Origin of the sequence: Roseobacter ponti (assembly GCF_012932215.1) — a bacterium.
GTDB lineage: Bacteria > Pseudomonadota > Alphaproteobacteria > Rhodobacterales > Rhodobacteraceae > Roseobacter > Roseobacter ponti.
On sequence record NZ_CP048788.1, the window covers coordinates 3,541,497 to 3,566,207 of the forward strand.

28 protein-coding genes are annotated in these 24,711 nt (G+C 61.3%); 4 read left to right on the plus strand and 24 right to left on the minus strand.

The genetic code is table 11. The features are described 5' to 3' along the window. Positions 1-37: 37 nt before the first annotated feature. The 3 genes from G3256_RS16985 to pheS form a co-directional block, all read right to left on the minus strand. A complete protein-coding gene (locus tag G3256_RS16985) occupies positions 38-847 on the minus strand; it encodes a CE1 family esterase (RefSeq protein WP_169641952.1) in 810 nt (269 codons plus the stop codon). A 54-nt stretch (positions 848-901) separates the two neighbouring features. Next, the gene (locus tag G3256_RS16990) at positions 902-1,675 is read right to left on the minus strand and encodes a type 1 glutamine amidotransferase (protein ID WP_169641953.1); all 774 of its coding nucleotides are present in this window, start codon (positions 1,673-1,675) and stop codon (positions 902-904) included. Positions 1,676-1,772: 97 nt separating this feature from the next. Continuing rightward, positions 1,773-2,846, minus strand: a complete 1,074-nt coding sequence (pheS, locus tag G3256_RS16995; RefSeq protein WP_169641954.1) for a phenylalanine--tRNA ligase subunit alpha — start codon at positions 2,844-2,846, stop codon at positions 1,773-1,775. A gap of 187 nt (positions 2,847-3,033) precedes the next feature. On the opposite strand from pheS, the gene G3256_RS17000 reads away from it, so the two are divergent. Further along, entirely contained in the window at positions 3,034-3,552 is a 519-nt protein-coding gene (locus G3256_RS17000; protein WP_169641955.1) for a flavodoxin domain-containing protein, read from the plus strand. Positions 3,553-3,568: 16 nt separating this feature from the next. On the opposite strand, the gene G3256_RS17005 is transcribed toward G3256_RS17000, so the two are convergent. The 16 genes from G3256_RS17005 to pyk all read right to left on the minus strand — a co-directional run bounded on the left by G3256_RS17005 (position 3,569) and on the right by pyk (position 17,832). Then, positions 3,569-5,065: a mannitol dehydrogenase family protein gene (locus G3256_RS17005; RefSeq protein WP_246227671.1), complete on the minus strand. Its 1,497-nt coding sequence runs from the start codon at positions 5,063-5,065 to the stop codon at positions 3,569-3,571. After that, positions 5,065-5,838 (minus strand): L-iditol 2-dehydrogenase, encoded by a 774-nt coding sequence (locus tag G3256_RS17010; protein WP_169641956.1) that lies wholly within the window; start codon positions 5,836-5,838, stop codon positions 5,065-5,067. Before G3256_RS17010 ends, G3256_RS17005 begins: the two co-directional genes overlap by 1 nt. After that, positions 5,835-6,839 carry an ABC transporter ATP-binding protein gene (locus G3256_RS17015; RefSeq protein ID WP_169641957.1) on the minus strand — a complete coding sequence of 335 codons (1,005 nt, stop codon included), beginning with the start codon at positions 6,837-6,839 and terminating at the stop codon, positions 5,835-5,837. Before G3256_RS17015 ends, G3256_RS17010 begins: the two co-directional genes overlap by 4 nt. Positions 6,840-6,850: 11 nt before the next feature. Then, complete coding sequence (locus G3256_RS17020; RefSeq protein WP_169641958.1) at positions 6,851-7,681, minus strand: carbohydrate ABC transporter permease; 831 nt, start codon at positions 7,679-7,681, stop codon at positions 6,851-6,853. A 12-nt stretch (positions 7,682-7,693) separates the two neighbouring features. After that, positions 7,694-8,560, minus strand: a complete 867-nt coding sequence (locus G3256_RS17025; protein WP_169641959.1) for a carbohydrate ABC transporter permease — start codon at positions 8,558-8,560, stop codon at positions 7,694-7,696. A gap of 113 nt (positions 8,561-8,673) precedes the next feature. After that, entirely contained in the window at positions 8,674-9,972 is a 1,299-nt protein-coding gene (locus tag G3256_RS17030; protein ID WP_169641960.1) for an ABC transporter substrate-binding protein, read from the minus strand. 97 nt (positions 9,973-10,069) lie between these two features. Next, positions 10,070-11,095: a LacI family DNA-binding transcriptional regulator gene (locus G3256_RS17035; protein ID WP_169641961.1), complete on the minus strand. Its 1,026-nt coding sequence runs from the start codon at positions 11,093-11,095 to the stop codon at positions 10,070-10,072. Positions 11,096-11,269: 174 nt separating this feature from the next. Continuing rightward, positions 11,270-12,010 (minus strand): amino acid ABC transporter ATP-binding protein, encoded by a 741-nt coding sequence (locus tag G3256_RS17040; protein ID WP_169641962.1) that lies wholly within the window; start codon positions 12,008-12,010, stop codon positions 11,270-11,272. Continuing rightward, complete coding sequence (locus tag G3256_RS17045) at positions 11,997-12,806, minus strand: amino acid ABC transporter permease (RefSeq protein ID WP_169641963.1); 810 nt, start codon at positions 12,804-12,806, stop codon at positions 11,997-11,999. The genes G3256_RS17040 and G3256_RS17045 overlap by 14 nt, the downstream gene beginning before the upstream one ends. Positions 12,807-12,812: 6 nt before the next feature. Continuing rightward, positions 12,813-13,622 carry an ABC transporter substrate-binding protein gene (locus tag G3256_RS17050; protein ID WP_169641964.1) on the minus strand — a complete coding sequence of 270 codons (810 nt, stop codon included), beginning with the start codon at positions 13,620-13,622 and terminating at the stop codon, positions 12,813-12,815. Positions 13,623-13,731: 109 nt separating this feature from the next. Beyond that, positions 13,732-14,130: a rhodanese-like domain-containing protein gene (locus tag G3256_RS17055; RefSeq protein WP_169641965.1), complete on the minus strand. Its 399-nt coding sequence runs from the start codon at positions 14,128-14,130 to the stop codon at positions 13,732-13,734. Further along, positions 14,127-15,053 carry a lysophospholipid acyltransferase family protein gene (locus G3256_RS17060; protein WP_169641966.1) on the minus strand — a complete coding sequence of 309 codons (927 nt, stop codon included), beginning with the start codon at positions 15,051-15,053 and terminating at the stop codon, positions 14,127-14,129. Before G3256_RS17060 ends, G3256_RS17055 begins: the two co-directional genes overlap by 4 nt. 183 nt (positions 15,054-15,236) lie before the next feature. Then, complete coding sequence (rplT, locus tag G3256_RS17065) at positions 15,237-15,602, minus strand: 50S ribosomal protein L20 (RefSeq protein ID WP_138662406.1); 366 nt, start codon at positions 15,600-15,602, stop codon at positions 15,237-15,239. 18 nt (positions 15,603-15,620) lie between these two features. Beyond that, entirely contained in the window at positions 15,621-15,821 is a 201-nt protein-coding gene (gene rpmI / locus G3256_RS17070; RefSeq protein WP_014873788.1) for a 50S ribosomal protein L35, read from the minus strand. A 154-nt stretch (positions 15,822-15,975) separates the two neighbouring features. Then, a complete protein-coding gene (locus G3256_RS17075; RefSeq protein WP_169641967.1) occupies positions 15,976-16,200 on the minus strand; it encodes a hypothetical protein in 225 nt (74 codons plus the stop codon). A 186-nt stretch (positions 16,201-16,386) separates the two neighbouring features. After that, positions 16,387-17,832 carry a pyruvate kinase gene (gene pyk / locus G3256_RS17080; protein ID WP_169641968.1) on the minus strand — a complete coding sequence of 482 codons (1,446 nt, stop codon included), beginning with the start codon at positions 17,830-17,832 and terminating at the stop codon, positions 16,387-16,389. Between the two features lie 259 nt (positions 17,833-18,091). On the opposite strand from pyk, the gene G3256_RS17085 reads away from it, so the two are divergent. From G3256_RS17085 to G3256_RS17095, 3 genes are all read left to right on the plus strand, one after another. After that, positions 18,092-18,403 (plus strand): DUF1244 domain-containing protein, encoded by a 312-nt coding sequence (locus G3256_RS17085; protein ID WP_169641969.1) that lies wholly within the window; start codon positions 18,092-18,094, stop codon positions 18,401-18,403. 67 nt (positions 18,404-18,470) lie between these two features. Further along, positions 18,471-19,079: an invasion associated locus B family protein gene (locus G3256_RS17090; protein ID WP_169641970.1), complete on the plus strand. Its 609-nt coding sequence runs from the start codon at positions 18,471-18,473 to the stop codon at positions 19,077-19,079. Positions 19,080-19,519: 440 nt separating this feature from the next. Beyond that, positions 19,520-20,080, plus strand: coding sequence for a PEP-CTERM sorting domain-containing protein (locus tag G3256_RS17095; RefSeq protein ID WP_169641971.1), 561 nt, complete (start codon positions 19,520-19,522; stop codon positions 20,078-20,080). Positions 20,081-20,233: 153 nt separating this feature from the next. Here the strand turns inward: G3256_RS17095 and G3256_RS17100 are convergent, their stop codons facing one another. From G3256_RS17100 to dgcN, 5 genes are all read right to left on the minus strand, one after another. Continuing rightward, complete coding sequence (locus tag G3256_RS17100; protein WP_169641972.1) at positions 20,234-20,737, minus strand: aggregation factor core; 504 nt, start codon at positions 20,735-20,737, stop codon at positions 20,234-20,236. 491 nt (positions 20,738-21,228) lie between these two features. After that, positions 21,229-21,702 carry a MaoC family dehydratase gene (locus G3256_RS17105; RefSeq protein WP_246227673.1) on the minus strand — a complete coding sequence of 158 codons (474 nt, stop codon included), beginning with the start codon at positions 21,700-21,702 and terminating at the stop codon, positions 21,229-21,231. A 64-nt stretch (positions 21,703-21,766) separates the two neighbouring features. Then, entirely contained in the window at positions 21,767-22,627 is an 861-nt protein-coding gene (locus G3256_RS17110; protein ID WP_169641973.1) for a D-amino-acid transaminase, read from the minus strand. 4 nt (positions 22,628-22,631) lie between these two features. Continuing rightward, positions 22,632-23,597, minus strand: coding sequence for an N-acetyl-D-Glu racemase DgcA (dgcA, locus tag G3256_RS17115; protein ID WP_169641974.1), 966 nt, complete (start codon positions 23,595-23,597; stop codon positions 22,632-22,634). A 69-nt stretch (positions 23,598-23,666) separates the two neighbouring features. Beyond that, a complete protein-coding gene (gene dgcN, locus G3256_RS17120) occupies positions 23,667-24,668 on the minus strand; it encodes an N-acetyltransferase DgcN (protein WP_169641975.1) in 1,002 nt (333 codons plus the stop codon). Positions 24,669-24,711: the final 43 nt, after the last annotated feature.

A 24,711-nucleotide genomic window follows, 5' to 3' on the forward strand; every position in this document is an offset into this window, starting at 1 on the left:
GCCGGGGGAAAAGCCATTGCTGAGCATTGCGGCCGGGTCAGGGGTAGGACGGCGGCAGGCCCATCATCTCGTCAAGCTGCCGCGCGATCCAGCCGTGCGGGATGAAGTGCCCGCCGGGGTGTATATCGAGGCTTACCCGGCCGCTGTCACACGCCCAGGTCGTGCGTTGAAAGGTGAGAAAATCGCGTGCGTTCCAGGGCTCCTGCACCCTTCCCGCACCACATCCCATTTTCGCGCGCCAGAGTGCGACCGGGTATTCCGTATCGCCACCCGGACCGTAGGGGAAATCCAGCACTTCATCGTTGAGACCGTAAACCTGGCGCACCTCGCCTGGTGCTGTGGTGCAGTTCCCGCTCTGCGGCAGCGTGCCGGAAATCGCCAGCAGGGCCGCGATATCCTCCCCGTCCTCGCAGGCGAAGCGCCAGGCCATATTGCTGCCCCAGGAATAGCCCGAGACATAAATCTGACTGTCGATCACGGGCCAGGTCTCGCGCACCTCCTCCAGCACCGCGCGGGCAAAAGCGACATCCGGGGAACCCGCGCGCCGGAAATCCCAGCTGCGGTTCATCCCGTTGGGCGCCACGAGCAGCACGCCCCGCCGCCGGGTGGCGCTCGCGATCCGCTGGTGGCGTACGATGAGGGTGCCCTGCCGTTGCCAGCCATGAAAATGCAGCAGCACCGGCATGCGCGTCTCACCGTCCCAGCCGTCGGGGGGCAGCACGTGATAGCTGCGTGCGCCGATCTCACAGGGGGTCTGCCCGGTGCACGCGTCCTGCCAGGGACCCATGGCAAGGGCAGAGAACGGGGTCAGAAGGGTGGCGAGGATGAGGGGGAGAAAAATCTTCATGTCCCGCACCTTAGCGGTCAGCAAGGTGTTGTCACCTCACAAGATTATGAGAGTTCAGAGCTGCGCCATCCAGTTGCGTAATTCCGTTAGGCGCGCGGTATCCTGCATGTCTGAATACCGCACGCCAAGGCGTTGTGCGGCAGCCGGGTCTTCATGCGCGATCTGCAGGTCGGCGGCGGTCTCCACAGGCAGGCGTTCCCAGTCGAGCACCCGTTTTCCGATGAAGGGAAGGGTATATTCCGGATGATACTGAACACCCCAGAAACGGATACCGTCGCGTTCAAAAGCCATGGCCTGCACCGGCGAATGGCGGTTACCGGCAAGCAGAACGGCGCCGTCAGGCAGCAGGGCGACCTCGTCGCGGTGCACACAGGGCACGGCGAAACCGTCCTCGCGGCCCGCCATCATCGGGTGCCGTCGCCCGGCTTCGGTCAGACGGATATCCACCGCGAGCCCGTCCTCGCGCCCGTTGGGCGAGGCCTGCGATCTGCCGCCCAGTACCGAGGCTGCCAGCTGCATTCCGTTACACGACCCCAGCGCCGGCAACCCGGCGGCAAAGACCGCGCGCATGGCACCCGCCAGCGGTTCCGCGCGCGCATCGTCCGTGCTCCAGTCCACGGCAGAACCTGTGAAAACCGCGCCGTCAAAGACTGTGAGATCAGGCAGGTCTTCGCCGTCATAGGGCGCCGTGATGGCGATCGCACAGCCAGGGTCAATCCGGCGCAGCGCTGCGGCATATCCTTCACCCGTGCTCTCGCCGAAAAGCCGGCGTTTGCGGTCATTGATCACCGCAGGGTCGTTGTCGACGATCAGGATACGTTTTGTCATCTCAGGCACCCCGCTTAAAGATATAACATCAGCGTCGCGCACTCTGACCGCGCCTGCGGGTCAGAAACCGACAAAAGCCGCGCAAAGAGGGACAGTATCAGCGGTGAAGACCGCCGTGCAGCGTCGGCTGATCGAGGCTCGCAAATCCGTAATGCCGCAGCCAGCGCAGATCGGAATCGAAAAACGCGCGCAGATCGGGGATGCCGTATTTCAGCATCGCGATCCGGTCGATGCCCATGCCAAAGGCAAAGCCCTGCCAGACATCCGGATCGACACCGCCGGCTTTGAGCACATTGGGGTGCACCATGCCGGAACCCAGCACTTCAAGCCAGTCGTCGCCCTCACCGATGCGCAGCTGTCCGTCGATCCAGGAACACTGGATATCCACCTCTGCCGACGGCTCGGTGAACGGAAAATGCGAGGCGCGAAAGCGCGTCCTGATCCCTTCAATGCCGAAAAAGGCTGAGAAAAACTCTTCCAGCACCCATTTGAGATTGGCCATCGAGATGTCTTTGTCGATCGCGAGCCCCTCGATCTGGTGGAACATCGGGGTATGCGTCTGGTCGTAATCGGCGCGGTAAACGCCGCCCGGACAGATGATACGCAACGGCGCGCCCTGCGCCTCCATGGTGCGGATCTGCACCGGAGAAGTGTGGGTGCGCAGCACATGCGGCGGCCGTTCGTCGCCGTCCGCGCGGGCCATATAAAAGGTGTCCATCTCGGCACGCGCCGGGTGGTGTCCGGGAATGTTCAGCGCATCGAAGTTATACCAGTCGGTGTCGATACGCGGACCCTCGGCCACAGTAAACCCCATCTCACCAAAGATTGCGGTCACTTCTTCGGTGACCTGGCTCACCGGGTGGATCGTGCCCTGCCGGCCCGGGCGCGCAGGCAGGGTGACATCGAGCCACTCCGTGCGCAGGCGCTCATCAAGGGCAGCATCCGAAAGCGCGGCTTTGCGCGCGGCCAGCGCAGAGTTGATCTCGTTTTTCAGCGCATTAAGAGCGGGTCCTGCAACCTGGCGTTCTTCGGGTGTCATGCGCCCCAGTTCGCGCATTTTCAGAGATACCTCGCCCTTCTTGCCGACAGCGCCCAGACGGATCGCTTCCAGCGCGTTCTCATCAGCCGCATCCGCGATCTGACCCAGGTATTTCTGCTTGAGATCGTCCATCTCTGCCTCGCCCTTAAAACCTGCGCCGGTGTTCTCAGAAATGGCTGCTGATTGCAAGACTGCGGGACAGGTCCGTTGATTGACCTGAAACAAAGACGCGGTGCCGGCCGCCGGCTATTCTGGACGCAGACTTTCTGCCCTTTCACAGGCAGGGAGCAGCCACGATTTATCGTGAAAGGAGTGTGTCGTGAAAGTTCACTGTATCTATGCGACGGTCGAAGGGCAGACCGGAAAAATCGTCAACTTCATTGCGGACCGGGTACGGGCGCGCGGTGACGAAATCGCCCTTTTTGATGCGGATGAAGCCGATACCATTGCCTTTGACGGGGTGGATGCGGCGATCCTGGCGGCCAGCGTGCATCAAAGGCGGCACCCGCGCACGTTCGAGGCGTTTCTGAGTGCCGCCGGTAAGGAACTGGCCGGTCTCGATACGATGCTGATTTCCGTCAGCCTGAGTGCGGCATTTCCCGAAGGCCTCGAAGAGGCCGGCGAATATGTCACCGAAATGAAAATGCGCACCGGGTTTGAACCCGACCGGGAACTGCTCGTGCCGGGTGCCGTGCGCAACAATCATTACGACTATTTCGCAATGCAGGTGATCCGCCATGTGGTGCTGCGCGACCGGCCCTATGACGCGGGCGTCGCGGACTACGAATTCACCGACTGGGACGTGCTTGCCGCCGCCGTGGACAGCTTTCTGTCATAACAGCCGACGCGGAGCATCAGCTGTCGAGATAAAAGCGCAGCGTCGCCTCGACGCCATCGGCGTGCAGCGCCGTGAGCCAGCCTGAGAACTCTTTGGCAAAACCGGCGTTATCACCCAGGTCGCCGTAAAACTGGCGCATGCCGAGCCAGAGCGCCGGATTTTCCATCGCTTTGACTGCCGTGGGCTGCAGCAGTTCCCAGTTCGGATCGTTTGGTGCCACCAGGCTGCCGTCCTCGCGCACCCCGGTGCAGTAGCGCGCCCAGAGCGCCGACACCAGCGCCAGGCCGGGGACCGGTCTGCCCGACGCAAGCCCGTCGCGGATTGAGGGCATGATGAAGCCGGGATGCCGGCTCGAGCCGTCAAAGGCGACGCGGCGGGTGGTGTCCCGGATTTCAGGATTTGAAAACCTCCCGTCGATCAGATCGAGATAGGCCAGCGGGTCGATCCCGGGCACCGGTTTTACATGTGGTGCTATCTCATCGGTCACGACGCGTCGCAGAAAAGCACGGATGACCGGATGGGCCATGGCGCCTGCAATCGTCTCGACACCAATGATTTCGGCGGGATCCGCGATGACCTGATGGCCGCCGTTGAGGATCCGAATCTTCATCACCTCATAGTCGTGCACATTGCCGGAGATCGTTGCACCGGCGTTTTCCCAGGCCGGCCGCCCGGCGCAGAAAGCATCCTCAATCACCCACTGGCGGTAGTTTTCATGCGTTACCGGGGCCGCGTCATCGATGCCGAACTGATGAGCCAGCGCAATCTCGGACGGGCCGGTCGCAGGCACGATGCAGTCAACCATAGAGTTCGGGAAGGTACAGTTATCGTCAATCCAGACCGCCAGATCCGGGTCGGACATCCGCGCCAGTGATACCACCGTCTGGCGCAGGATCGCGCCGTTATTCTGCAGGTTGTCACAGCTCTGCCCGGTGAAGGGGCCGGTGCCGGCATCGCGCCGCGCCCGCAGGGCCGCGATCATCGCGCCAAAGGCGGTGCGCGGGGTGTCGGGGCTGGCCGCGTCGTGCAGGATATCGGGGTGAGCTGCATCAAAGCCGCCGGTGGCGGGATCCACATAGTACCCGCCCTCGGTCACGGTCAGTGACACGATCCGGATGGCCGGGTCACTCATCTGCGCGATCAGCGGGCCATTGCCCTCCCGGACCGGGACGAATCCGATCATTGAACCGGTGATTTCGGCAGATTTGCCTGTCGGGTCAAGCTCGATCAGCGTGCAGAGACAATCCTGCGCCAGCAGCCGGTCGCGCTGTGCGGCATCGGGGGCACGGACGCCCGCACCGATGATCGCCCAGTCATGAGCGTCGCCCTGCTGCATCAGCCGGTGCAGATACCATGCCTGATGCGCGCGGTGAAAATTGCCAAGCCCGATGTGCACAATACCAGGCGTCAGTGCGCTGCGGTCATAGGCCGGGCGGCCAACCGCTGCCGGCACCTCTGCGAGGCGCGCATTGCTGAGCTTTACGAGTTCGGTTTTGTTCATAGCATCTGCCATCAGCTCATCCACTGTCCGCCGTCCACATTGTAGCATTGCGCGACGATGTACTCCGCCTCGTCGCTTGCCAGAAAAACCGCCATTCCGGTCAGATCCTCCGCGCGGCCCATGCGTCCGTGCGGCACCGATGCGGCCACTTCTTTCTTCTTTTGCCCCGGCGCCTTGCCCTCGTGTTTCGCGAAGAAGGCATCCACACCGTCCCAGTGCTCGCCGTCCACCACGCCGGGCGAAATGGCATTCACATTGATCCCGTGTTCGATCAGATTAAGACCCGCCGACTGTGTCAGGCTGATGACCGCGGCTTTGGTGGCGCAATAGACTGCCACCAGCGGCTCGCCCCGGCGCCCGGCCTGGCTGGCCATGTTGATGATGCGGCCCTTAACGCCCGCATCAATCATGTGCCGTGCGACCGCCTGCATGGTAAAGAGCGTGCCCCCCACATTGATGTCGAACACCCGGGCATAGTCGGCCCGGTCGATCTCTGACAGCGGGGCTGCGGTGAAAAGGGCCGCGTTGTTGATCAGGATGTCGATCTGTCCGAAGGCTTCAACGGTTTCAGACACGGCCCGGTCGATACTGACCTGACTTGTCACATCCATCTCAACAGCGATCGCGGCCTCACCGGTCTCTGCTGCCGCCTCGCGCGCGCGGTCTATGTTGATGTCGGCAATGGCCACCCGGGCCCCTTCCGCGACATAGGATTTCGCAAAGGCGAGCCCGATGCCCCGGGCCGCCCCTGTGATCAGTGCCGATTTGCCGCTCAGCCGTTTCATGCGATCCGCAGACCCTGCGCATCAAAACGGTGGATAACATCCGCACGCGGCGTCAGCTGAATCTTGTCGCCGTGCCGGTAACTGACCTCTCCCGGTGCGCGCACCGTGATCGTCTCGCCAAGTCCCGTCTCATGGATATGGAAGAAAGTGTCAGAGCCCAGATGCTCGGCCACGCCAACGGTGCCTTCCCACATGCCGCCGGTGTCGGTGACATTGATGTGCTCGGGCCGCACGCCGATCATATGCGCGTCGTGTTTTCTGGCCTCTGCCCCTTCGATCAGGTTCATTTTCGGAGACCCGATGAAGCCGGCAACAAAGGCGTTGCGCGGGGTGTGATAGAGTTCCAGCGGGCTGCCTACCTGTTCGATATGGCCTGCGCGCAGCACCACGATCTTGTCGGCCATGGTCATGGCTTCGACCTGGTCGTGGGTCACATAGATCATCGTGGTCTCAAGCCGTTTGTGCAGCTCGGAGATTTCGAGGCGCATGCCGACCCGGAGGGCCGCGTCGAGGTTGGAGAGCGGCTCGTCAAAGAGGAAAGCCGAAGGCTCGCGTACAATGGCGCGGCCGATGGCAACCCGCTGACGCTGACCACCCGAGAGCTGGCCCGGACGCCGGTCGATATAGTCGGCAAGGTTCAGCACGCTGGCGGCCCCGTCAACGCGACGGTCGATCTCGGCCTGATCCATTTTGGCCATCCGCAGCGGGAAGGCGATGTTTTTGCGCACAGACATATGCGGATAAAGCGCATAGGACTGAAACACCATCGCAAGGCCGCGTTTGGCCGGTGGTACGTTGGTCGCGTCATTACCGTCGATGCTGATCTGACCGGAGGTGATGTCCTCAAGCCCTGCAATCAGACGCAGGAGAGTGGATTTACCGCAGCCCGAGGGGCCGACAAAGACGGTGAATTCGCCGTCATGGATTGTCAGATCGAGCGGTGGAATGACCTCTACGTCGCCGAAGCTCTTGGTCACTTTTTCGAGTTTAATGCTTCCCATGTTCCTGGTCCTTATTTCACCGCGCCGAACGTCAGGCCGCGGACAAGTTGTTTCTGGCTGAACCAGCCAAGGATGAGGATCGGCGCGATTGCCATCGTAGAGGCGGCCGACAGTTTGGCGTAGAACAGGCCTTCGGGGCTGGAGTAGCTGGCGATGAAGGCCGTGAGCGGGGCAGCTTTTGCCGCGGTCAGGTTCAGCGTCCAGAAGGCTTCGTTCCAGGCGAGGATGAAGTTAAGCAGCAGCGTCGAGGCAATGCCCGGAACCGCCATCGGTGTCAGCACATAGAGGATCTCCTCTTTGAGCGATGCACCGTCCATCCGTGCGGCTTCCAGGATCTCGCCGGGGATCTCTTTGAAGTAGGTGTAGAGCATCCAGACGATGATCGGCAGGTTGATGAGCATCAGGATGACCACCAGGGCAAGCCGCGAGTCGAGTACGCCGAGTTCAATACAGATCAGGTAGATCGGATAGAGCACCCCGACGGCCGGCAGCATTTTGGTCGAGAGCATCCAGAGCAGGATGTCTTTGGTCCGCTTGCTGGGCACAAAGGCCATCGACCAGGCCGCCGGCACCGCGATCAACACACCCAGCAGCGTGGAGCCGCCAGCGATTATGACCGAGTTCCACAGAAAGCGCATGTAGTTAGAGCGCTCCTGCACGACCGTGTAGTTTTCCAGCGTCCAGTCAAAGAACAGAAACACCGGCGGGTCGCTGATGGCCTGAGCTTCGGTCTTGAAGCTGGTCAGGATGGTCCAGAGGATCGGGAAAAAGATCAGCAGTCCGATCGTCCAGGCGATGGCGGTATTCAGCGCCTTGCGATTGTTTGTAACAGCACGTGCCATTTCCGCTCCTCCCTAGTTATCGAGGTTTTTGCCGACGATGCGCATCAGGAAGATGGCAACGATATTGGCAAGAATGATTGCATAGACACCGCCCGCGGAGCCAAGCCCGACGTTCTGGCTTTCCAGCACCCGCTGGAAGATCAGATAAGACAGTGTTCTGGTACCGAATGCGCCACCGGTGGTCACGAATATCTCTGCAAAGATCGACAGCAGGAAGATCGTCTGGATGAGCACCACGATGGTAATTGCGCGTGCAAGATGCGGCAGGATGATAAACCAGAAACGTTTTAGAAACGGTGCGCCGTCCATCTCGGCCGCTTCAAGCTGCTCGCTGTCGAGCGACTGGACGGCGGTGAGCAGGATGAGCGTTGCAAAAGGCAGCCACTGCCAGCTCACGATCAGCACGATCGATTCCATCGAGGCCTGGCTGAGCCATTGCACGGGCTCTGCACCGAAAAACTTCCACAGATGCGCAAAGAGGCCGTTCACCGGGTCCATGAACATGTTTTTCCAGACCAGTGCCGAAACCGTCGGCATCACAAAGAAGGGCGCGATTACGAGGATCCGGACAACGCCCTGCCCCCACATCGGCTGGTCAAGAAGCAGTGCCAGAATGACACCGAAGAAAATTGTGATGATGAGAACACCGCCCACGATGACAAGCGTCGTGATGACGGAGGGCCAGAAAGCGCTGGAGCTCACGAACCGGACATAGTTATCGAAACCAACCCAGCCCAGGTCGCCGCCGCGCATCGGCAGGTACTTTTTAAACGAGAAGATCAGCGTCATGATCAGGGGCACCAGCATCCAGCCCAGAAGCAGGATCACTGCGGGGGCCATCATAAATCTGGCCGCTGATCGGGATTGCTGCGTGGCCATCGGATATACCTCTCCCGTTAACGGACAAGCCGTTTTGTTGCGGATGTATTGTGGAGATCAAAGTGTAGTGCGGGGGGCCGGGCTTTGACCAGCCCCCCGTCCGGGAGGTCCGCTTAGTAGCCTGCGGATTCCATCACGTCGGTGGCAATCGCCTGAGCTTTGGCGAGCGCTTCGTCAGCTGTCTGCTGACCGGCGAGAGCTGCAGAGAACTCCTGGCCGATTTCCGAACCCATGCCGGCCCACTCAGGGATGGCTGCGAACTGAACGCCGATGTAAGGCACCGGATCCACTGTCGGGTTGTTCGGATCAGCGGACAGGATGCTGTCGAGCGTCATCTGTGCGAAGGGAACCTCTTTGTAGTTGGGGTTCTCATAGAGAGACGTCCGTGCGCCGGGAGGTACGTTTGCCCAGCCTTCGTTCTCAGCAACCAGCTCGATGTAGCCGGTGCCTGTTGCCCATTCGATGAACTCTTTGGCAGCTGCCTCTTTCTGTGTGCCGGCAGGGATTGCCAGCGCCCAGGCCCAGAGCCAGTTTGCGCGTTTGCCCAGACCATTGTCAGGCGCCAGTGCAAAGCCGACCTTGTCAGCCACAGTAGAGTCGTTGGGGTTGGTCACGAAGGACGCCGCAACAGTCGCGTCGATCCACATGCCGCATTTACCCTGCTGGAACAGCGACAGGTTTTCGTTGAAACCGTTGGTCGATGCGCCCGGAGGGCCCGCGTCGTTCATCAGGTCGATGTAGAAGTTCAGCGTGTTCGACCATGCTTCACTGTCGTACTGGGGAACCCAGTTCTCGTCCACGATGCGCGCACCGAAGGAGTTGGACATCGCCGTCAGGAAGGCGGCGTTTTCACCCCAGCCGGCTTTGCCGCGCAGGCAGATACCGTAGATTTCGTTTTCTTTGTCGGTCATGGCACGTGCGGCCTCACCGATGAATTCCCATGTGGGGGCCTTGGGCATTTCCATGCCGGCGGCTTCCATCAGGTCGGTGCGGTACATCACCATGGAGCTTTCGCCATAGAACGGTGCCGCATAAAGCGTGCCGTCCAGCGACAGACCACCGCGCATGGCGGGCAGGATGTCGTCGGCGTTGTATTCGTCGGAGAGATCATCCAGCGAAATGAGCCAGTCGTTGGCTGCCCAGATCGGTGTCTCATACATGCCGATTGTCATGATGTCGAAGGCACCGCCATTGGTGGAGATGTCTGTTGTGACACGCTGGCGCAGGACGTTTTCCTCAAGTGTGACCCACTCAACGGTGTGGCCTGTCTTTTCGGTAAAATCGTCGGTCAGACCCTGCATGCGGATCATGTCGCCGTTGTTCACTGTTGCGATGGTGAGTGTTTCGGCAATCGCGCCGCCGGCAAAAAGCCCGAGCGCAGTAGCCGCACAAAGTGCGTTTCTCAAAGTCATCCTGGTCCTCCCTAAGTTGGATGCTGAGATCAGATTAGTGAAACTTTGTACGTTGCGTCAACATAAAATTTTACGCTCGTAAATTTTTGTCATGCACTCAGGCGGAGTCCCGCATCACCAGCCTGCCTTCGATAAAGCGCTTTTCATGTGGTATTTCAGCGCCTTCTATCACGGCCACCAGAAGCTCGCAGGCCTGTTGGGAGATTGTCTCAAAGTCCTGGGCAATCGTCGTCAGCGGCGGACAGGTAAAGCGCGAGAAGGGATGATCGTCCTGGCCTGCGATGCGAATCGCACAGTCATCGCCCCGTCCGACCCGCAGGCCCTTCTCATAGGCGGCCGTCAGCAGCCCGATGGCGAGCCTGTCATTGCTGCACAGAATTGTGTCGGAGGTGAAGGCGCCGGCCTCAAAGGCACGCAGCCCTTCGGTATAGCCGATCTCTTCAAATCCCCAGCCGGTGCCCGTCGCCTGAATGATCTCGGGCGTGTGGCCAAGCTTTTCCATCGTCTGCACATAGCTTTTGCTGCGCTTTCCAGCGTTAGGGTTTGCCGGCGTTTTCATCTCGAAAAAGCACGGCGGAGCCCCGGTGCGGCACAGATAATCAACCATCAGCCTTGTGAACTGCGGGTTATCCGCGCCGACAAAAGCCGCGCCCAGATCGCGCAGTTCGCTGTCAAAGAGCACGGTGGGCACGTCTGCACAGAATTTCTCGACCGCGCGGTGATCCGATCCGCGTCCCAGCGGCGCCATCAGCACGCCCGCCGGTTTCAGCGCGCGCAGCGATTCCAGCACTGCCACCTCGTGATCCGCATCGCCATGCGCGGAGAACACTGTGGGGCTGTAGCCCGCCGCCACGCAGCGCAGCTCAATCGTGCGGGCAAATTCGCCAAAGACCGGGTCCGCGAGGTAAGGCACCACAATGCCGACATTGCGTGTCAGCTTGCGGTTCTGGTTCATCGCAAAGACGTTCGGACGGTAATCGTATTTCGCCAGCGCTTCCTCAATCCGCTTGCGCGTTGTGGGGCGTACGCTTTCGGGATTGTGGAAATATTTGGAGACCGTCGGCCGCGACAGCCCGCTCATGGCGGCAAATTCCTCCATGTTGCGTACCCTGTGGTTCGACATGGCCGGGTCTGTCCTTCCTCGGAGCTCTGCGCGCATCACCACGAAGAGAATTTACAAAAGGGCGCTTAAAACTTGTCGCGCGTAAGATTAAACAATCCCGCCGAAAAGATTATATGTCAAGTATCGCGACGGTTTCGTCTTACTTCCGGCCCTTGGGGTGGCTGCGGTTGCTCTTTATTGCCGCAGAACCGAGGCAAGAAATGCCTGCGTCCGTGCCACCTGCGGGGCCGAGAAAATCTGCTCAGGCGGACCCTCTTCAACGATCACGCCGCCGTCCATGAAACACACCCGGTCGGCCAGATCGCGCGCAAAGCCCATCTCGTGGGTGGCCAGCAGCATGGTCATTCCCTCCTCGCGCAGCTGGCGCAGAACCGCCAGCACCTCGCCCACGAGTTCCGGATCAAGGGCGGCGGTGATCTCATCAAAAAGCATAATCTCCGGCCGCATGGCCAGCGCCCGGATCACCGCCACGCGCTGCTGTTGCCCGCCTGAGAGCTGATCAGGGTATTTGAGCATATGCTCCGCGAGGCCAAAGCGCGCGAACAGCGTCGCGGCGCGCGCCTGCAGGGCTGTGGCTTCTTCGTGTAACACCCGGCGCGGCGCCAGCGTCACGTTCTCCAGCGCCGACATATGCGGAAAGAGGTTATACGACTGAAAGACAATTCCGATCCGCCGCCGCACGGGCCCGAGATCAAGCCCCGGCTCAGAGATGTCCTGGCCGTCAAGCAGCACGCGGCCCTCGTCGATGGGTTCAAGCTGATTGATACAGCGCAGCAGCGTGGATTTGCCGGACCCCGAAGCGCCGATGAGGCAGATCATCTCACCCTCGGTCACCTCCATATCGATGCCGCGCAGCACCTGATTGGCTCCGAACGACTTTTCGACACCGCGCAGGGAGAGCTTAGCTTCTGGCATCGCGGTCCCGGTTCAGCAGATAATCGGCATAGCGCGTGGCAGGCACCGTCACGATAAGGAAAATCACCGCCGCTGCAACATAGGGCGTGAAATTGGCCAGCAAGCTCTTGTAGATCCCGGCCTGACGCAGGATCTCGACCGGCCCGATAAACGACAAAAGCGCCACGTCCTTCTGCAGGGCCACGAGCATGTTCATATTCGCCGGCACGACGCGCCGGATCGCCTGGGGCAGGATCACATAGCGCATGGTATCCCGCTCGCTCAGACCCAGACAGATGGCGGCATTGCGCTGGCTTGCATGCACGCTTTCGATGCCCGAGCGCAGCACCTCGGCCACATAGGCCGAGTAGGTCAGCACCAGCGCCACGGTGCCCCAGATGTAGGGTGAATTCCAGGGCCGCGGCAGGCCGAGCCCCGGCACACCGAAACCGATAAGATAGATGGTCAGAACCACCGGCACACCGCGAAAGACATCCACATAGACTGCGCCGAAAATCCGGAGCGGAAAGAATGCAGGACGACGCGCCCCGCGCGCCAGCGCAATCGCCAGCCCCAGCACAAGGATGAGCGGCACGGACCAGGCAAAGATCATCACATCGATGAGAAATGCCTGAAGCAGCGTGGGGAAGGTCTGTGCGAAAACCGCAGGGTCGAAAAAGCTCGCGCGCACTGCCGGCCAGCCGGGCGCGAGAGGCACCAGCAGCACAATGGCCGCGAGCACGGCAAGCGTGCTGACAGCCGCAATGCTCAGCGCGCGGCGGCGCTCCGCTGCTTCATATGCCTGCCTGCGGTTCAAGCCGGATCAGCGGATGAGCGGCACGCCCGTGGCTTCCTGCAGCCACTCGGCCTCGATCTGCGCCAGTGCACCGCTGGATTTCAGAGCGCCCAGGGCGGCATCGACGCATTCCTTCAGCGCGCTGCCCTCGACCATCAGAGCGCCGAAATGATCCGGGTCAGAGGTCGCATCGGGGGCAAACTGGCCCAGCACCTGGCCACCATCAAGCACCACAGCCGAGAGATAGAGCGCCGTGGGCAGATCAAAGAGGGCCGCATCGATCTGGTTGGCCTTCATCGCCTCGACCACATTAGCGTTGTCGTCATAGATCAGCGGGCTGCTGTCAGGTGCGATCGTTTCGGTCACGACCGGCAGGGCCGTGGTTGAGGCCACAACACCCCATTTGAGAGCCTTGAGCTGATCCAGTGCCGGCGACAGGTCGTCTCCGCCCCGCACCAGAACCGCCATGGGCGCTGTGTAATAGGGCTCGGAGAAATCAACGACCCTGTCGCGCGCTTCAGTGATCGAGAACTGCTGCATGTTGATGTCGAAATCCTTGTCACCGGGCTGGATCGCCTGATCAAATGACGTCCGCGTCCAGACGACATCCTCCGCGGCAAATCCCATCCCGCCCGCCAGCGCATAGGCAACGGCGGCCTCGAACCCTTTGCCGCTTTCCGGAGCGTCATCCATGACCCAGGGATAATAGGCCGGATTACCGGTGGCGATTGTGAGCTTTCCGTCAGTGATTGTTTTGCCGTCGCTGCAGGACTGCGCGAGCGCCCCGCCCGTCAACAGTGCCGTCATCACACCTGCGGTGCACATCAGTTTCCACATGTTATATCTCCCCGGTTTCCAGTTTTGCGCAGACTATCGCCCCGGCGCGGGCGGCGCGCAAGCCCCGGGCGCGGCCCGCGCCCGCCTGCCTGCCTGTGCACATATTATCTCAGCGGCGTGGTGCCGGTTTTTCGACCGGGCCGCCCTGTGCCTCCCAGGTGGAGAAACCTTCTTTCAGGTGTGACGCCTCAAAACCCATGTCCTGCAGCGTGGCCACTGTCAGCGCCGAGCGCCAGCCCGAGGCACAGTGAAAAACAAACTTCTTATCCTGCGCAAAGACATCCTTGAAATAAAGGCTGTCAGGATCGACCCAGAATTCGATCATGCCGCGCGGCGCATGAAAGCTGCCCGGGATAAAACCTGAGCGCTCGCGCTCACGCACATCGCGCAGATCGACGAACTGCACATCCTCGCGGCCCAGCATGTCGATGGCATCGGCAGTCTCCACCTCTTTGATGCGGGCACGGGCGTCCCTGACCATATCAGCAGATGATGTCTTCAGGCTCATGGGGCGTCTACCTCCTGTTCTTTCCAGCGGCGGTGCACCCAGAGCCACTGCTCCATATGCGCACGCACCTGTGCCTCAAGGCTGTCGTTCAGCGCCTGGGTCATTTCTTCGGGTGTGCCGTGCGGCACCGGCTCTTCGATAACCATCTCAAAGCTCATCCCGTCGGGCTGGCGGATACCATAGCAGGGCACGACCAGCGCGTCATAGCGCAGTGCCAGCTCTGCTGCCGACAGGGCGGTATATGCGGTGTGCCCGAAGAACTTCAGCGGTGCGCCCGCGCCCATGTGCTGGTCTATCAGCAGGGCAATCGCGTTGCCCTCTTTGAGGAATTTCACCATCTCGCCCATGCCCCGGCGCCCGCGCAGAAAGAGTGGCGTGCCCACCTGGCTGATGCGCGAGACGTAGAAATCGTTGAAGCCTTTGTAGTTCATGCTGCGATACAGCCCGCCGACCTTATGGCCACGCCGGATCAGGATCGAGCGGGCGATGTCGTAATTGCCGATGTGGCCCGAGACGATGATAACCGGGCGTCCGGCCTCGCGCGCGGCATCCAGCGCTGCGACACCCGCGCCGGTCACCGGTGTGGCTGCGGCGGTCGCCTTGAGATCTTCCGGGGAAAAGAGCTCCGCCAGCGTGCGCCCGATCTGGTCAGGCACTGCACGGGCCAGCCGGTTCTTTTCGGCCGCAGGCATCTCAGGAAATATCATCGTCAGATTTTCGCGCACGCGGCGGCGGTAGCCGATCACCGGACCCACGATATGAGAGACGATCCGGCCCATCATCGGCACACGAATCCGGTAGGGCAGCACGCCAAGTAGGCGGATCAGGCCGATCAGCAGCCCGCTGATCAACCGGTCGCGCAGCGACAGTGCCGCGGGCTCCTCCTGTTTTGCGGGTGATTTTCCGGGTGTGCTGGCCGCCATCGGGTGCTGTGATCCTCAGAGTTGCATCGGTTGTATCATCTGTGGAGGTGCGCTCAAGAGGCAGCACAGGGGTGCGCGGGCCTTGTGGGCTGTCTCGCATCAGACGCCGCGCGTACCCCGGTGAAACGGCAAAAGCCGCCCCGTCCGGAGCGGCTTTTACAGATTTCAGTGTGCGGGCTGCGATCAGGCGGCCAGAGCGTCCTGCGCCTGTTTTACGATCGCGCCGAAAGCATCTGGCTCGTGAACGGCCAGATCGGCCAGCACTTTGCGGTCCACCTCAATACCAGCCAGCGACAGACCATTGATGAAACGGCTGTATGTCAGCGCCTCGTCATGGCTGCGCACAGCGGCGTTGATCCGCTGGATCCACAGAGCGCGGAAATTGCGCTTGCGGTTCTTGCGGTCGCGGGTCGCGTACTGGTTGGCTTTATCGACCGCCTGGCGGGCGACTTTGAAGGTGCTCTTGCGGCGGCCATAGTATCCTTTGGCGGCCTTGATGACCTTCTTGTGACGTGCGTGGGTGACTGTTCCGCCTTTAACTCGGGACATATGTGATCTCCTTCAGGCTCAGCGGTCGTAGGGCATAAAGCCCTTGACGATTTTGGCGTCCGGTGCGGACAGAGTTGTGGTTCCGCGTGCGTCACGGATGAACTTGCGCGTACGCTTGATCATGCCGTGGCGTTTGCCTGCCTGGCCCGCCAGCACTTTGCCGGTGGCTGTCACCTTGAAGCGCTTTTTGGCGCTCGATTTGGTCTTCATCTTGGGCATTTCCGTCTCCTCATAGTTCAGATCGGTCTGCGCGCGACTCGGCATGCCACATAAGCCGGTCCCGCGATGGAAGGCTGCTCTATAGGGGGGACACGACCGCATGGCAAGGCCCGATTGCCCGGACCCTGTGTGCATTTCCGCGACGACTGCTGTGCTACATCAGATAGCGGCTGACAACCGACATCAGGATCTGCGGAATCTCCGCAATTGTGTAACTGCCGTGAACGTTCACGAAGGCAAAACCAACCAGCAACGTGCCGGTGATGAATGCGAAAATACCCGCACCTGCGGAACGACCGGCCGTCATCGCCGAAATGGTCAGCAAAATTGACAGGCCGACAAAGAAAAGTCCAAGTACCAATGCCAGATCAGGTTCCATACCCACTGACTCCCTGTTTACAAAAAAACCACGTTTCCTTAACGCAGCGTTAACTTATACTATTCGGGGGTCCGGGAACATCTTTTCCGTGCAAATGGCGATAAAACACCCGCAAAGCGCCGCAGCGCAGAAACAGTTGAGCCGCAAGGCGCCGGACTGTTGCCTGCGCACAATATTCCGTCAGCGTTACTCAGGGTCCGTGCTGTAGATAAGGCGCTCGTCGCAGGGCGCGACACGCAGAATATTCGTGCTGCCCGGTACGTTGAACGGCACACCCGCGGTAACAACGATCTGATCCGTCGGGCCCGCATATTCCTGCGCTCGCGCGGCGCGCGCAGAAGCCACAACCGCCGATTTAAAGCGGTCCATCATCTCGGTGATGACGCAGTTGGTGCCCCATGTCAGGGTCAGCCGGCGTGCGGTGGACTTCAGCGGTGTCATCGCGAGGATCGGCACCATGGGACGTTCGCGCGCAACCAGCAGAGCGGTGGTGCCACTCTGGCTGAAACAGCAGATTGCCTTGATGTCGGTCTTCTCCGCGATCTCCCGGGCCGCCGAGACAATGGCGTCCGCGATCGTTGTTCCCGGCGCGTCGCGTGAGGCCGTCATGATCTGCGCATAGGTCGGGTCCTGCTCAACCTCGGTGGCGACGTTGTCCATCGTGGTGACAGCCTCGATCGGATAGTCACCTGCGGCGGATTCAGCCGAAAGCATCACCGCATCCGCCCCTTCATAGATGGCTGTGGCCACGTCAGACACCTCAGCCCGGGTGGGCATCGGGCTTTCGATCATGCTTTCGAGCATCTGTGTTGCAACAATTACCGGTTTGGCCGCCGAGCGGCATTTGCGCACAAGGCGTTTCTGAATGGGCGGCACATTCTGGACGGGCAGTTCCACGCCCAGATCGCCGCGCGCCACCATAATGCCGTCACTGACCGCGAGGATCTCGTCGAAGTTTTTCACCGCTGCGGGTTTCTCGATCTTGCTGAGGATCGCGGCACGGCCGTTCGCCAGATCCGCGGCTTCCAGCACGTCATCGGCCCGCTGCACAAAGCTCAGCGCCAGCCAGTCCACGCCAAGCTCGCAGACAAACTCCAGGTCTTTGCGGTCTTTATCCGACAGCGCGGCAAGGGGCAGCACCACATCCGGCACGTTCACGCCCTTTCGGTTCGATATCTGGCCGCCCGCCGTCACCGTGCAGTCCGCAAAATCAGGGCCGCAGTCATCCACGGTCATCCGGATCTTGCCGTCGTTCACCAAGAGCGTCGATCCGGGCTCGAGGGCTGCGAAAATCTCGGGGTGGGGCAGGTTCACACGGCTGCTGTCACCTGGTGCTTTATCAAGATCCATCCGGAATTTCGCGCCGTCTTCCAGCATTTCGCTGTCACCGGCAAAGACGCCCACGCGCAGCTTCGGCCCCTGCAGGTCAGCAAGAATACAGATGCTGCCGCCGGTGTCTTCTTCGATCTGCCGGATAATCGCGTGGCGCTCGCGGATTTCGTCGTGGCTGCCGTGACTCATATTAAGGCGAAAGACGTCTGCCCCGGCTTCGTGCAGATTACGGATCATTTCATAGCTGCTGGAGGCAGGGCCAAGAGTGGCCACAATCTTGACGTTGCGGGTGCGTTTCATCTGCTCAGTTCCTCTCTGTCGCCGGCGGGCGTCTGTCGTGCTCAGCGTCTGCCTCTGCGGGCGGACAGCGTCGGCTGTTATCGCTAACGGCCCGCCTGTCTTATGCCGCATCGCGGCACAGGGCGCAACCTCGTCAGACCAGTGCCCGGGATCAATGACGATGTGATGACATATGACCCGGGCGATGTCCAACCTGCAGATGTTGACATTGACCGGGCCGTCCCCACGTTGGATTTACAAATAATAAGGAGCCCGCACCATGCCGACACAGACAGAGACCGAACTTCAGGCAGCGGCCTTTCGCCGCCTGCAAAAGCACCTGATGGAAGACCGCACCGACGTGCAGAACATCGACCTGATGAACCTTGCCGGGTTCTGCCGGAACTGCCTGTCACGCTGGTATCAGGAAGCTGCCGCGGAAAAGGGCATTGAGATGGATAAAACAGAAGCGCGCGAGCTCTTTTACGGGATGACCATGGAGGAATGGAAAGAAAAATATCAGACCGGCGCCACGCCCGGGCAACAGGAAAACTTCACGAAATCTTTCGCCGAAAACGTCGGTAAAGAATGAGCTCATTTACGGGACTTTAAGCCGGATATGTTGACCTGATACGATCCTGTTTGCGGGAGCGTGTCAGATGCGGCTTTTCATACTCATTCTATGCATATGTCTGCCCGGATGGGCGGCTTCGGAAGAGCACTGGGTCTTCGGCGACTGGAGGGTGCATGTGCGTGACGCATCCGGCGACCACATCTGCACTGCCTCGACAGGCGGCGGCGGTGCCTCCTGGATGTTTCTGCGCACCCGCTCCGGTGATACCGGTCCGCCCTGGCGGTATCCTGTGCCGGTCTTCGGTGAATACGCAGGCTCGGGCGGGGCGTTGCGGATCCGCGCCGGTGACCGCGTGGTTTTCGACTTCGGTCGCGACGGCGAGGCCCGGGTCCGGCTGAAAACCGGAGAGCAGCGCGGAGCGGGACCCTTTGCCGAAGCGAGGCCCGAGGCATTCGATGTCCCCTGGATGCTCGGTTCCATGCGCGCGGGGGACACACTTCGGGTCTACCGGTCCGCAGGCGGTGCAGTGCGGCGGGAACACCTCTTTACCGCGTCTCTGAACGGTTTTACGGCCGCCTATGAGAAAATGCTGGAGGCCTGCGGATACCGCCCGGCTCCCGGTGTTCCAGGCGTCACCAGGGAACAGGCCCGTTTTTCCAGCACGCAAAAACCGGCCGGTCGAGCCCCTGTCTGATGTCAGGCACATTGCCCGGTAACGGGCCCTCGTCGCGCAGCAGTTCCTTTGCCTGTTTAAAATTGCGCCACTGAAGGCACTGATCACTGTTTTGAACGGGCACCCCGGCGCCCGCCGGAGCCCCCGCGCACTCAGCGGGTGGCACTTCGTCTCATAAGGGCGCGGGCACCAATCCGGGTCCGGATATGCCGCAAAACACTGCCGGATCGTCCTGCGCCGCTGCAAAAAGCAGCAGTTCGCCACCGGTTGGCGCGGTTACGGCGTGATATCGCCTGGAGTGCCGCGAGGGTCATTGTAGGTTCTCAGGTGCTTGTTAACCTGCAGAAGTGATTAACGAATCAATCTGTAGGTGAGGAGTACAACCTTTGTTATTACCGTCCGTTCTTTCCCCCAAATTAAGTGTTGCCGCCGTGCTGGCCGCAGGCTTTGTCGCAAGCGCCATGCCAGCGACCGCCACGACAATAACTTTTGACGAGGCAGGTGCCGCACCGTCTCTTTTCGGCAATGCCGAGCCCCTGACAGATGCCTATGCATCCGAGGGCATCACCTTTTCAGGCGGCTGGGAGATACTCGACCAGGACGGCAATTTCGGCCTCGATGCGCTGAGCGGTCGGAACTTTCTGGCCTTCAACACGCTTGTTGCGGGCGTCACGAACGAGCTGACCGTGATGTTCGACGCGCCGGTCTCATCCGTCGGCGGACAACTCGGGTCGCGCGATGTCATCAGCTGGACGATCGAAGCTTTCCTCGGAGACGTCGCGGCCGGCAGCACCGGCGTCACCAATGCATCGAATGAGTACACTCCGTTCAGCCTCACCGGCTCTTTTGACAGGGTGACGATCCTGGCTGACCGGCCCAACGGCGTTCTGGACGACCTGACGTTCGGCGATCCCGACGTCGGCCCTGACCCGGACGTTGTCCCGCTGCCTGCCACGCTACCGCTTCTGCTGGTGGCACTGGGTGGTGCGGGACTGCTGTCGCGCCGGCGTAAACGGCACTGACGACGCGTCGGAAATACCGGCAGACACTAATTAGGACACAAAGGCCGCCCTGCGCGGCCTTTACTTATTTTCAGGCTGCCTAAGAAGGATGTTGAACGTCTGCACAGGACCGTCCGGCACCACTGCATAACGCAACGGCTTCCCTGACCGTCCTCAGGCGGTCGGACAGGCCGCGGTGCTGACCTTTGCCGTTGCATCCCCGCTAAAGCTGCCCCTGCTGATCATCTCCGGTTGCGCCACAGCGACAGCAGCGCCGGTGATCTCTGAGCCCGATACCATTGTGCCGCGCGCGCTGGCGGTATCGTCCACGTCAATGGTGAAGGCGATGGTTTCGCCTGGCGCAAGACCGCGCACCTCCAGCACCAGCGCCTGGTCCCCGTCGCGCACTTCCGGCAGCCCCGTCAGAGCATCCCCGCCAACCACCAGTTCAAACGGCTGATAGACCTGCACGCCTGCACCATTGCCGGTGACGTCGAAGATTAATCCGCCCGCTGAGCCATTCAGATCCAGCGTCACCTGCCCGCTCAGAGCGCAGTTTCCGGTGTTTTCAATCACGAACCGGTCTTTGGGCGCGCTTTCGGTAAACCGAACGGCAATATCGGCAAGGCCGGGCTGTGCAGCCAGAATCATAAAGGCGGCAGAGATCAGTCGGGTCATGGGTAAGCCTCCGGAAAGTGTCAAAATGAGGTAGCGCTCTTCAGCGCCACGCAAAGGCCGGCCCCAAGTTTTAACCGGGCCGCCTGTCTGATACCATCAGCCGCCGGCCCGTCGCGGAATAACATACGCGCGCCGCAACAGGGCCACTCTTCCGCCTGTGTAAAAAATTATCTCATCGCAATTTTTAGAGAATTATACCGCATGAAACACGGAGCCGTCGCTGCGCTCCGCGCTCTTATTCAAGACTGTGCCACGACCGGTGTTCGGCCACTTCCGTCGAGGTCTGTTGCATCGGAATCTTTGGCAGCTACACAAGCTTCCAGCAGGGTCTGGTCGTGCAACTCGTCCAGCAGGGCGATCCGCGATACAACGACGCGCTCTCCGCGCGCCAGATGCTCGGGCCGGACTGGCTGCAGATAAAGGCCGGGGGCCCCTCGAACACCTGCACCTGATCTCTGAGAGGGCGGGTCCCGCATCTGCCCCCGATGGTTTCAGAAAAGCAGCAGCACCCGCCAGTCCGCGCTCAGCGCCGGACGCTCTTCGCCGCGGATCTCAGCGGTGACCGCGAGGCACAACATCAGGCCGCCGTCGGAGCGCAGTTCTGCGGTGCTCAGCACAAACCGCCCTCTGATCTCCGCCCCGACCGGCACAGGCGCCACAAAACGCACCCGGTCAAAGCCATAATTGACCGATGCGCTCTGCCCTTCCACCGACGGCAGGGCGACGTACGACATGGCCGAGAGCATCGAGAGCGTCAGAAACCCGTGCACGACCGCGCCGGCAAACCCCGCAGCCCGCCCGGCATCCGGATCGAGGTGAATGGCCTGGTGATCTTCGGTGGCCTGCGCAAAAGCCGCAACCCGCCCCGGCGTCAACTGCATCCAGTCTGAGAGACCAATCTCCTGGCCCTCAAGACCAGCGAGCGTCTCACGCGACAGCGCCCCCGCCGTCATTTGAAACGCCAAACGGGCCGGTGGCTCCTGCCGGCATGCCCCGCGCAACCCGCCGCCCGCATCGGCAGCACCGGCTTCAGACCGCCGCCCGCACGCTTTCTTCGAGATAGATCTCGCGCAAGCGCGGTGCGACCCGCCCGGGCGTGCCGTCTCCCAGCACCGCATCGTCGATCTGCACCACCGGCATCACGAAGGTCGAGGCCGAGGTGACAAAGGCCTCATCCGCCGTGCGCGCCTCTTCCAGCGTGAAGCTGCGTTCCTCAACTTCCATCTGCGCCTCGCGCGCAAAACGCAGCACCGCTGCCCGCGTGATCCCGTGCAGAATATCGTTGCTCAGCGCGCGGGTGATAATTTTGTTGCCCTTCACGATATAGGCGTTGTTGGAGGTGCCTTCGGTGACAAACCCGTCCTCGATCATCCAGGCATCATCGGCACCTGCCTTTTTCGCCATCATCTTGCCCATCGACGGATAGAGCAGCTGCACCGTCTTGATGTCGCGCCGTCCCCAGCGGATATCGTCGATGCTGATGACTTTGATGCCCTTTTTCGCCGCCGGGCTGTCTGCCAGCCCCGGTTTGTTCTGGGTAAAGAGCACAATTGTGGGCGCGGTGGTCTCAGGGTCGGGAAAAACAAAATCCCGGTCACCCGGCGCGCCGCGGGTGATCTGCAGATAGATCATCCCTTCGTCGATCTCATTCACGCGCACCAGTTCGCGGTGCACCTCCAGCAGGTCTTCCCTGCTGATCGGGCTGCGCATCTCCAGTTCGTCGAGCGAACGCTGCAACCGAACCGTGTGTCCGTCGAAATCGATCAGCCGCCCGCCCAGCACCGAGGTCACTTCATAGACGCCGTCCGCCATCAGAAATCCGCGGTCGAAAACAGAGACACGCGCCTCGGTTTCCGGCATATATTCACCATTCAGATATACGGTGCGCATCAGCTTACCCCCAGAGTTCCGGTTCGGGCGGATGGACGCCCTTTTCATCAAATTTCAGCGGTCTGTCGCGGTCTTCGGCCAGCAAAAGAGGGCCATCCAGATCGGTGACAAGCGCGCCCTGTGCTACCAGTGTCGCCGGGGCCATGGCAAGGCTGGAGCCAACCATGCAGCCGACCATCACGTCATATCCCAGGCGCCGTGCTGCGTCGCGCAGCGCCAGCGCTTCGGTAAGACCGCCGGTTTTGTCGAGTTTGATGTTCACCACATCGTATTTGCCCGCCAGATCCGGCAGGCTCGCACGGTCGTGACAGCTTTCATCGGCACAGACCGGCACAGGGCGCGCGATCCCGCGCAGTGCCTCATCATCGCCTGCCGGCAGGGGCTGCTCAACGAGACTCACCCCAAGCCGCAGCAGGTGCGGTGCCAGATCCGCGTAAACCGCAGCACTCCAGCCCTCATTGGCGTCGATGATGATCCGCGCATCCGGCGCTCCGGCGCGGACCGCTTCCAGCCGCGGCATGTCATCCGGTGTGCCAAGCTTGATCTTCAGAAGCGGACGAAAAGCATTCTCCGCCGCCTGCAGGCGCATCTCATCCGGTGTATCCAGTGACAGCGTATAGGCGGTGATCTCAGGCCCCGGCGCCGGCAGACCGGCAAGCTCCCACACCCGGCGACCGCTGTGTTTTGCCTCCATATCCCACAGCGCACAATCCACTGCATTGCGCGCAGCCCCTGGCGGCAGCAGGTCCTGCAGCGCCCTGCGCGTCACCTGCTCCGGCAGTCCCGCGATCTGGTCAGTGACGCTCTGCAGCGTCTCGTCATAGCGGGCATAGGGCACGCATTCGCCCGCCCCGGTGACACCGTCCTCGTGCACCCGAACGGTCAGCACCTGTGCCTCTGACCGCGATCCGCGGCTGATCGTGAACACCCGAGCGAGACGGAAAACGTCCCGGGTTACCTCAATGCGCATCACCCCTTACCTTTCTCTGGCTGAAAAATATCCAATCCCGCAGGTGCGGCCGGCGCAACCCCTCAAAGGTCACAGCGCCGCCAGCGCCTCCGCCAGACGATCCGCACCATGGCGAAACGGATCCACCGTGGGCAGCCCGAGACGCGCTTCGGTTTCCGCACAATAAACCTTCGCCTCCGCCTCGCTCAGATGCTGGGTGTTGATTGAGACGCCCACCACTTTGCAGTCCGGATTGGCCACATGCGCCATCTGCAGCGCCGTATCGCGCACCAGCTCCATCGAGGGCAGCGTATACCCCGGCAGCCCGCGCATGTGTCGTCGCGTGGGCTCGTGGCAGATGATCAGCGCATCGGGCTGGCCGCCGTGGATCAGCGCCAGCGACACACCGGAATAAGACACGTGAAAAAGGCTGCCCTGCCCTTCGATGATGTCCCAGTGATCTGGGTCGTTATCCGGCGTCAGATGCTCGATGGAGCCGGCCATGAAATCGGCAATCACCGCATCGAGCGGCACGCCTGAGCCGGTGATGAGAATGCCCGTCTGCCCGGTCGCGCGAAAGGTACACTTCATGCCGCGTTCGCGCATGGCGGCATCCAGAGCCAGGGCCGTGTACATCTTGCCCGCCGAACAGTCGGTGCCCACAGCCAGCACGCGTTTGCCGGTGCGCTTTACGCCGCTGGCAATCGGATAGGGCTCGGAAGGAATACGCACATCGTGAAGGCTGCGGCCGGCGGTATGCGCGGCCTGAACCAGATCGGGCGCGTCGCGCAGCAGGTTGTGCAGGCCCGAGGCCACGTCATACCCCATCTCCAGCGCGCGGATCAGCACGTTGCGCCAGGAGGCACTGATCGTTCCGCCGCGATTGGCCACACCGATCACCAGGGTCTTTGCCCCCGCCGCCTGTGCCTCTTCCAGCGTCATGTCCTGCAGGCCCACGGTCGCATTGCACCCGTCCATGCGGAACTGACCAACGGCATTTTCCGGGCGCCAGTCCCTGATCCCCTGAGCCACCTTGGCCGAGAGCTGGTCCGGTGCGTCCCCGAGGAACAGCAGATAGGGTGTTTCGATCATGGGCTCATCTCCGTCATTTCTGCTGCACCCTGGCGCGGATTGC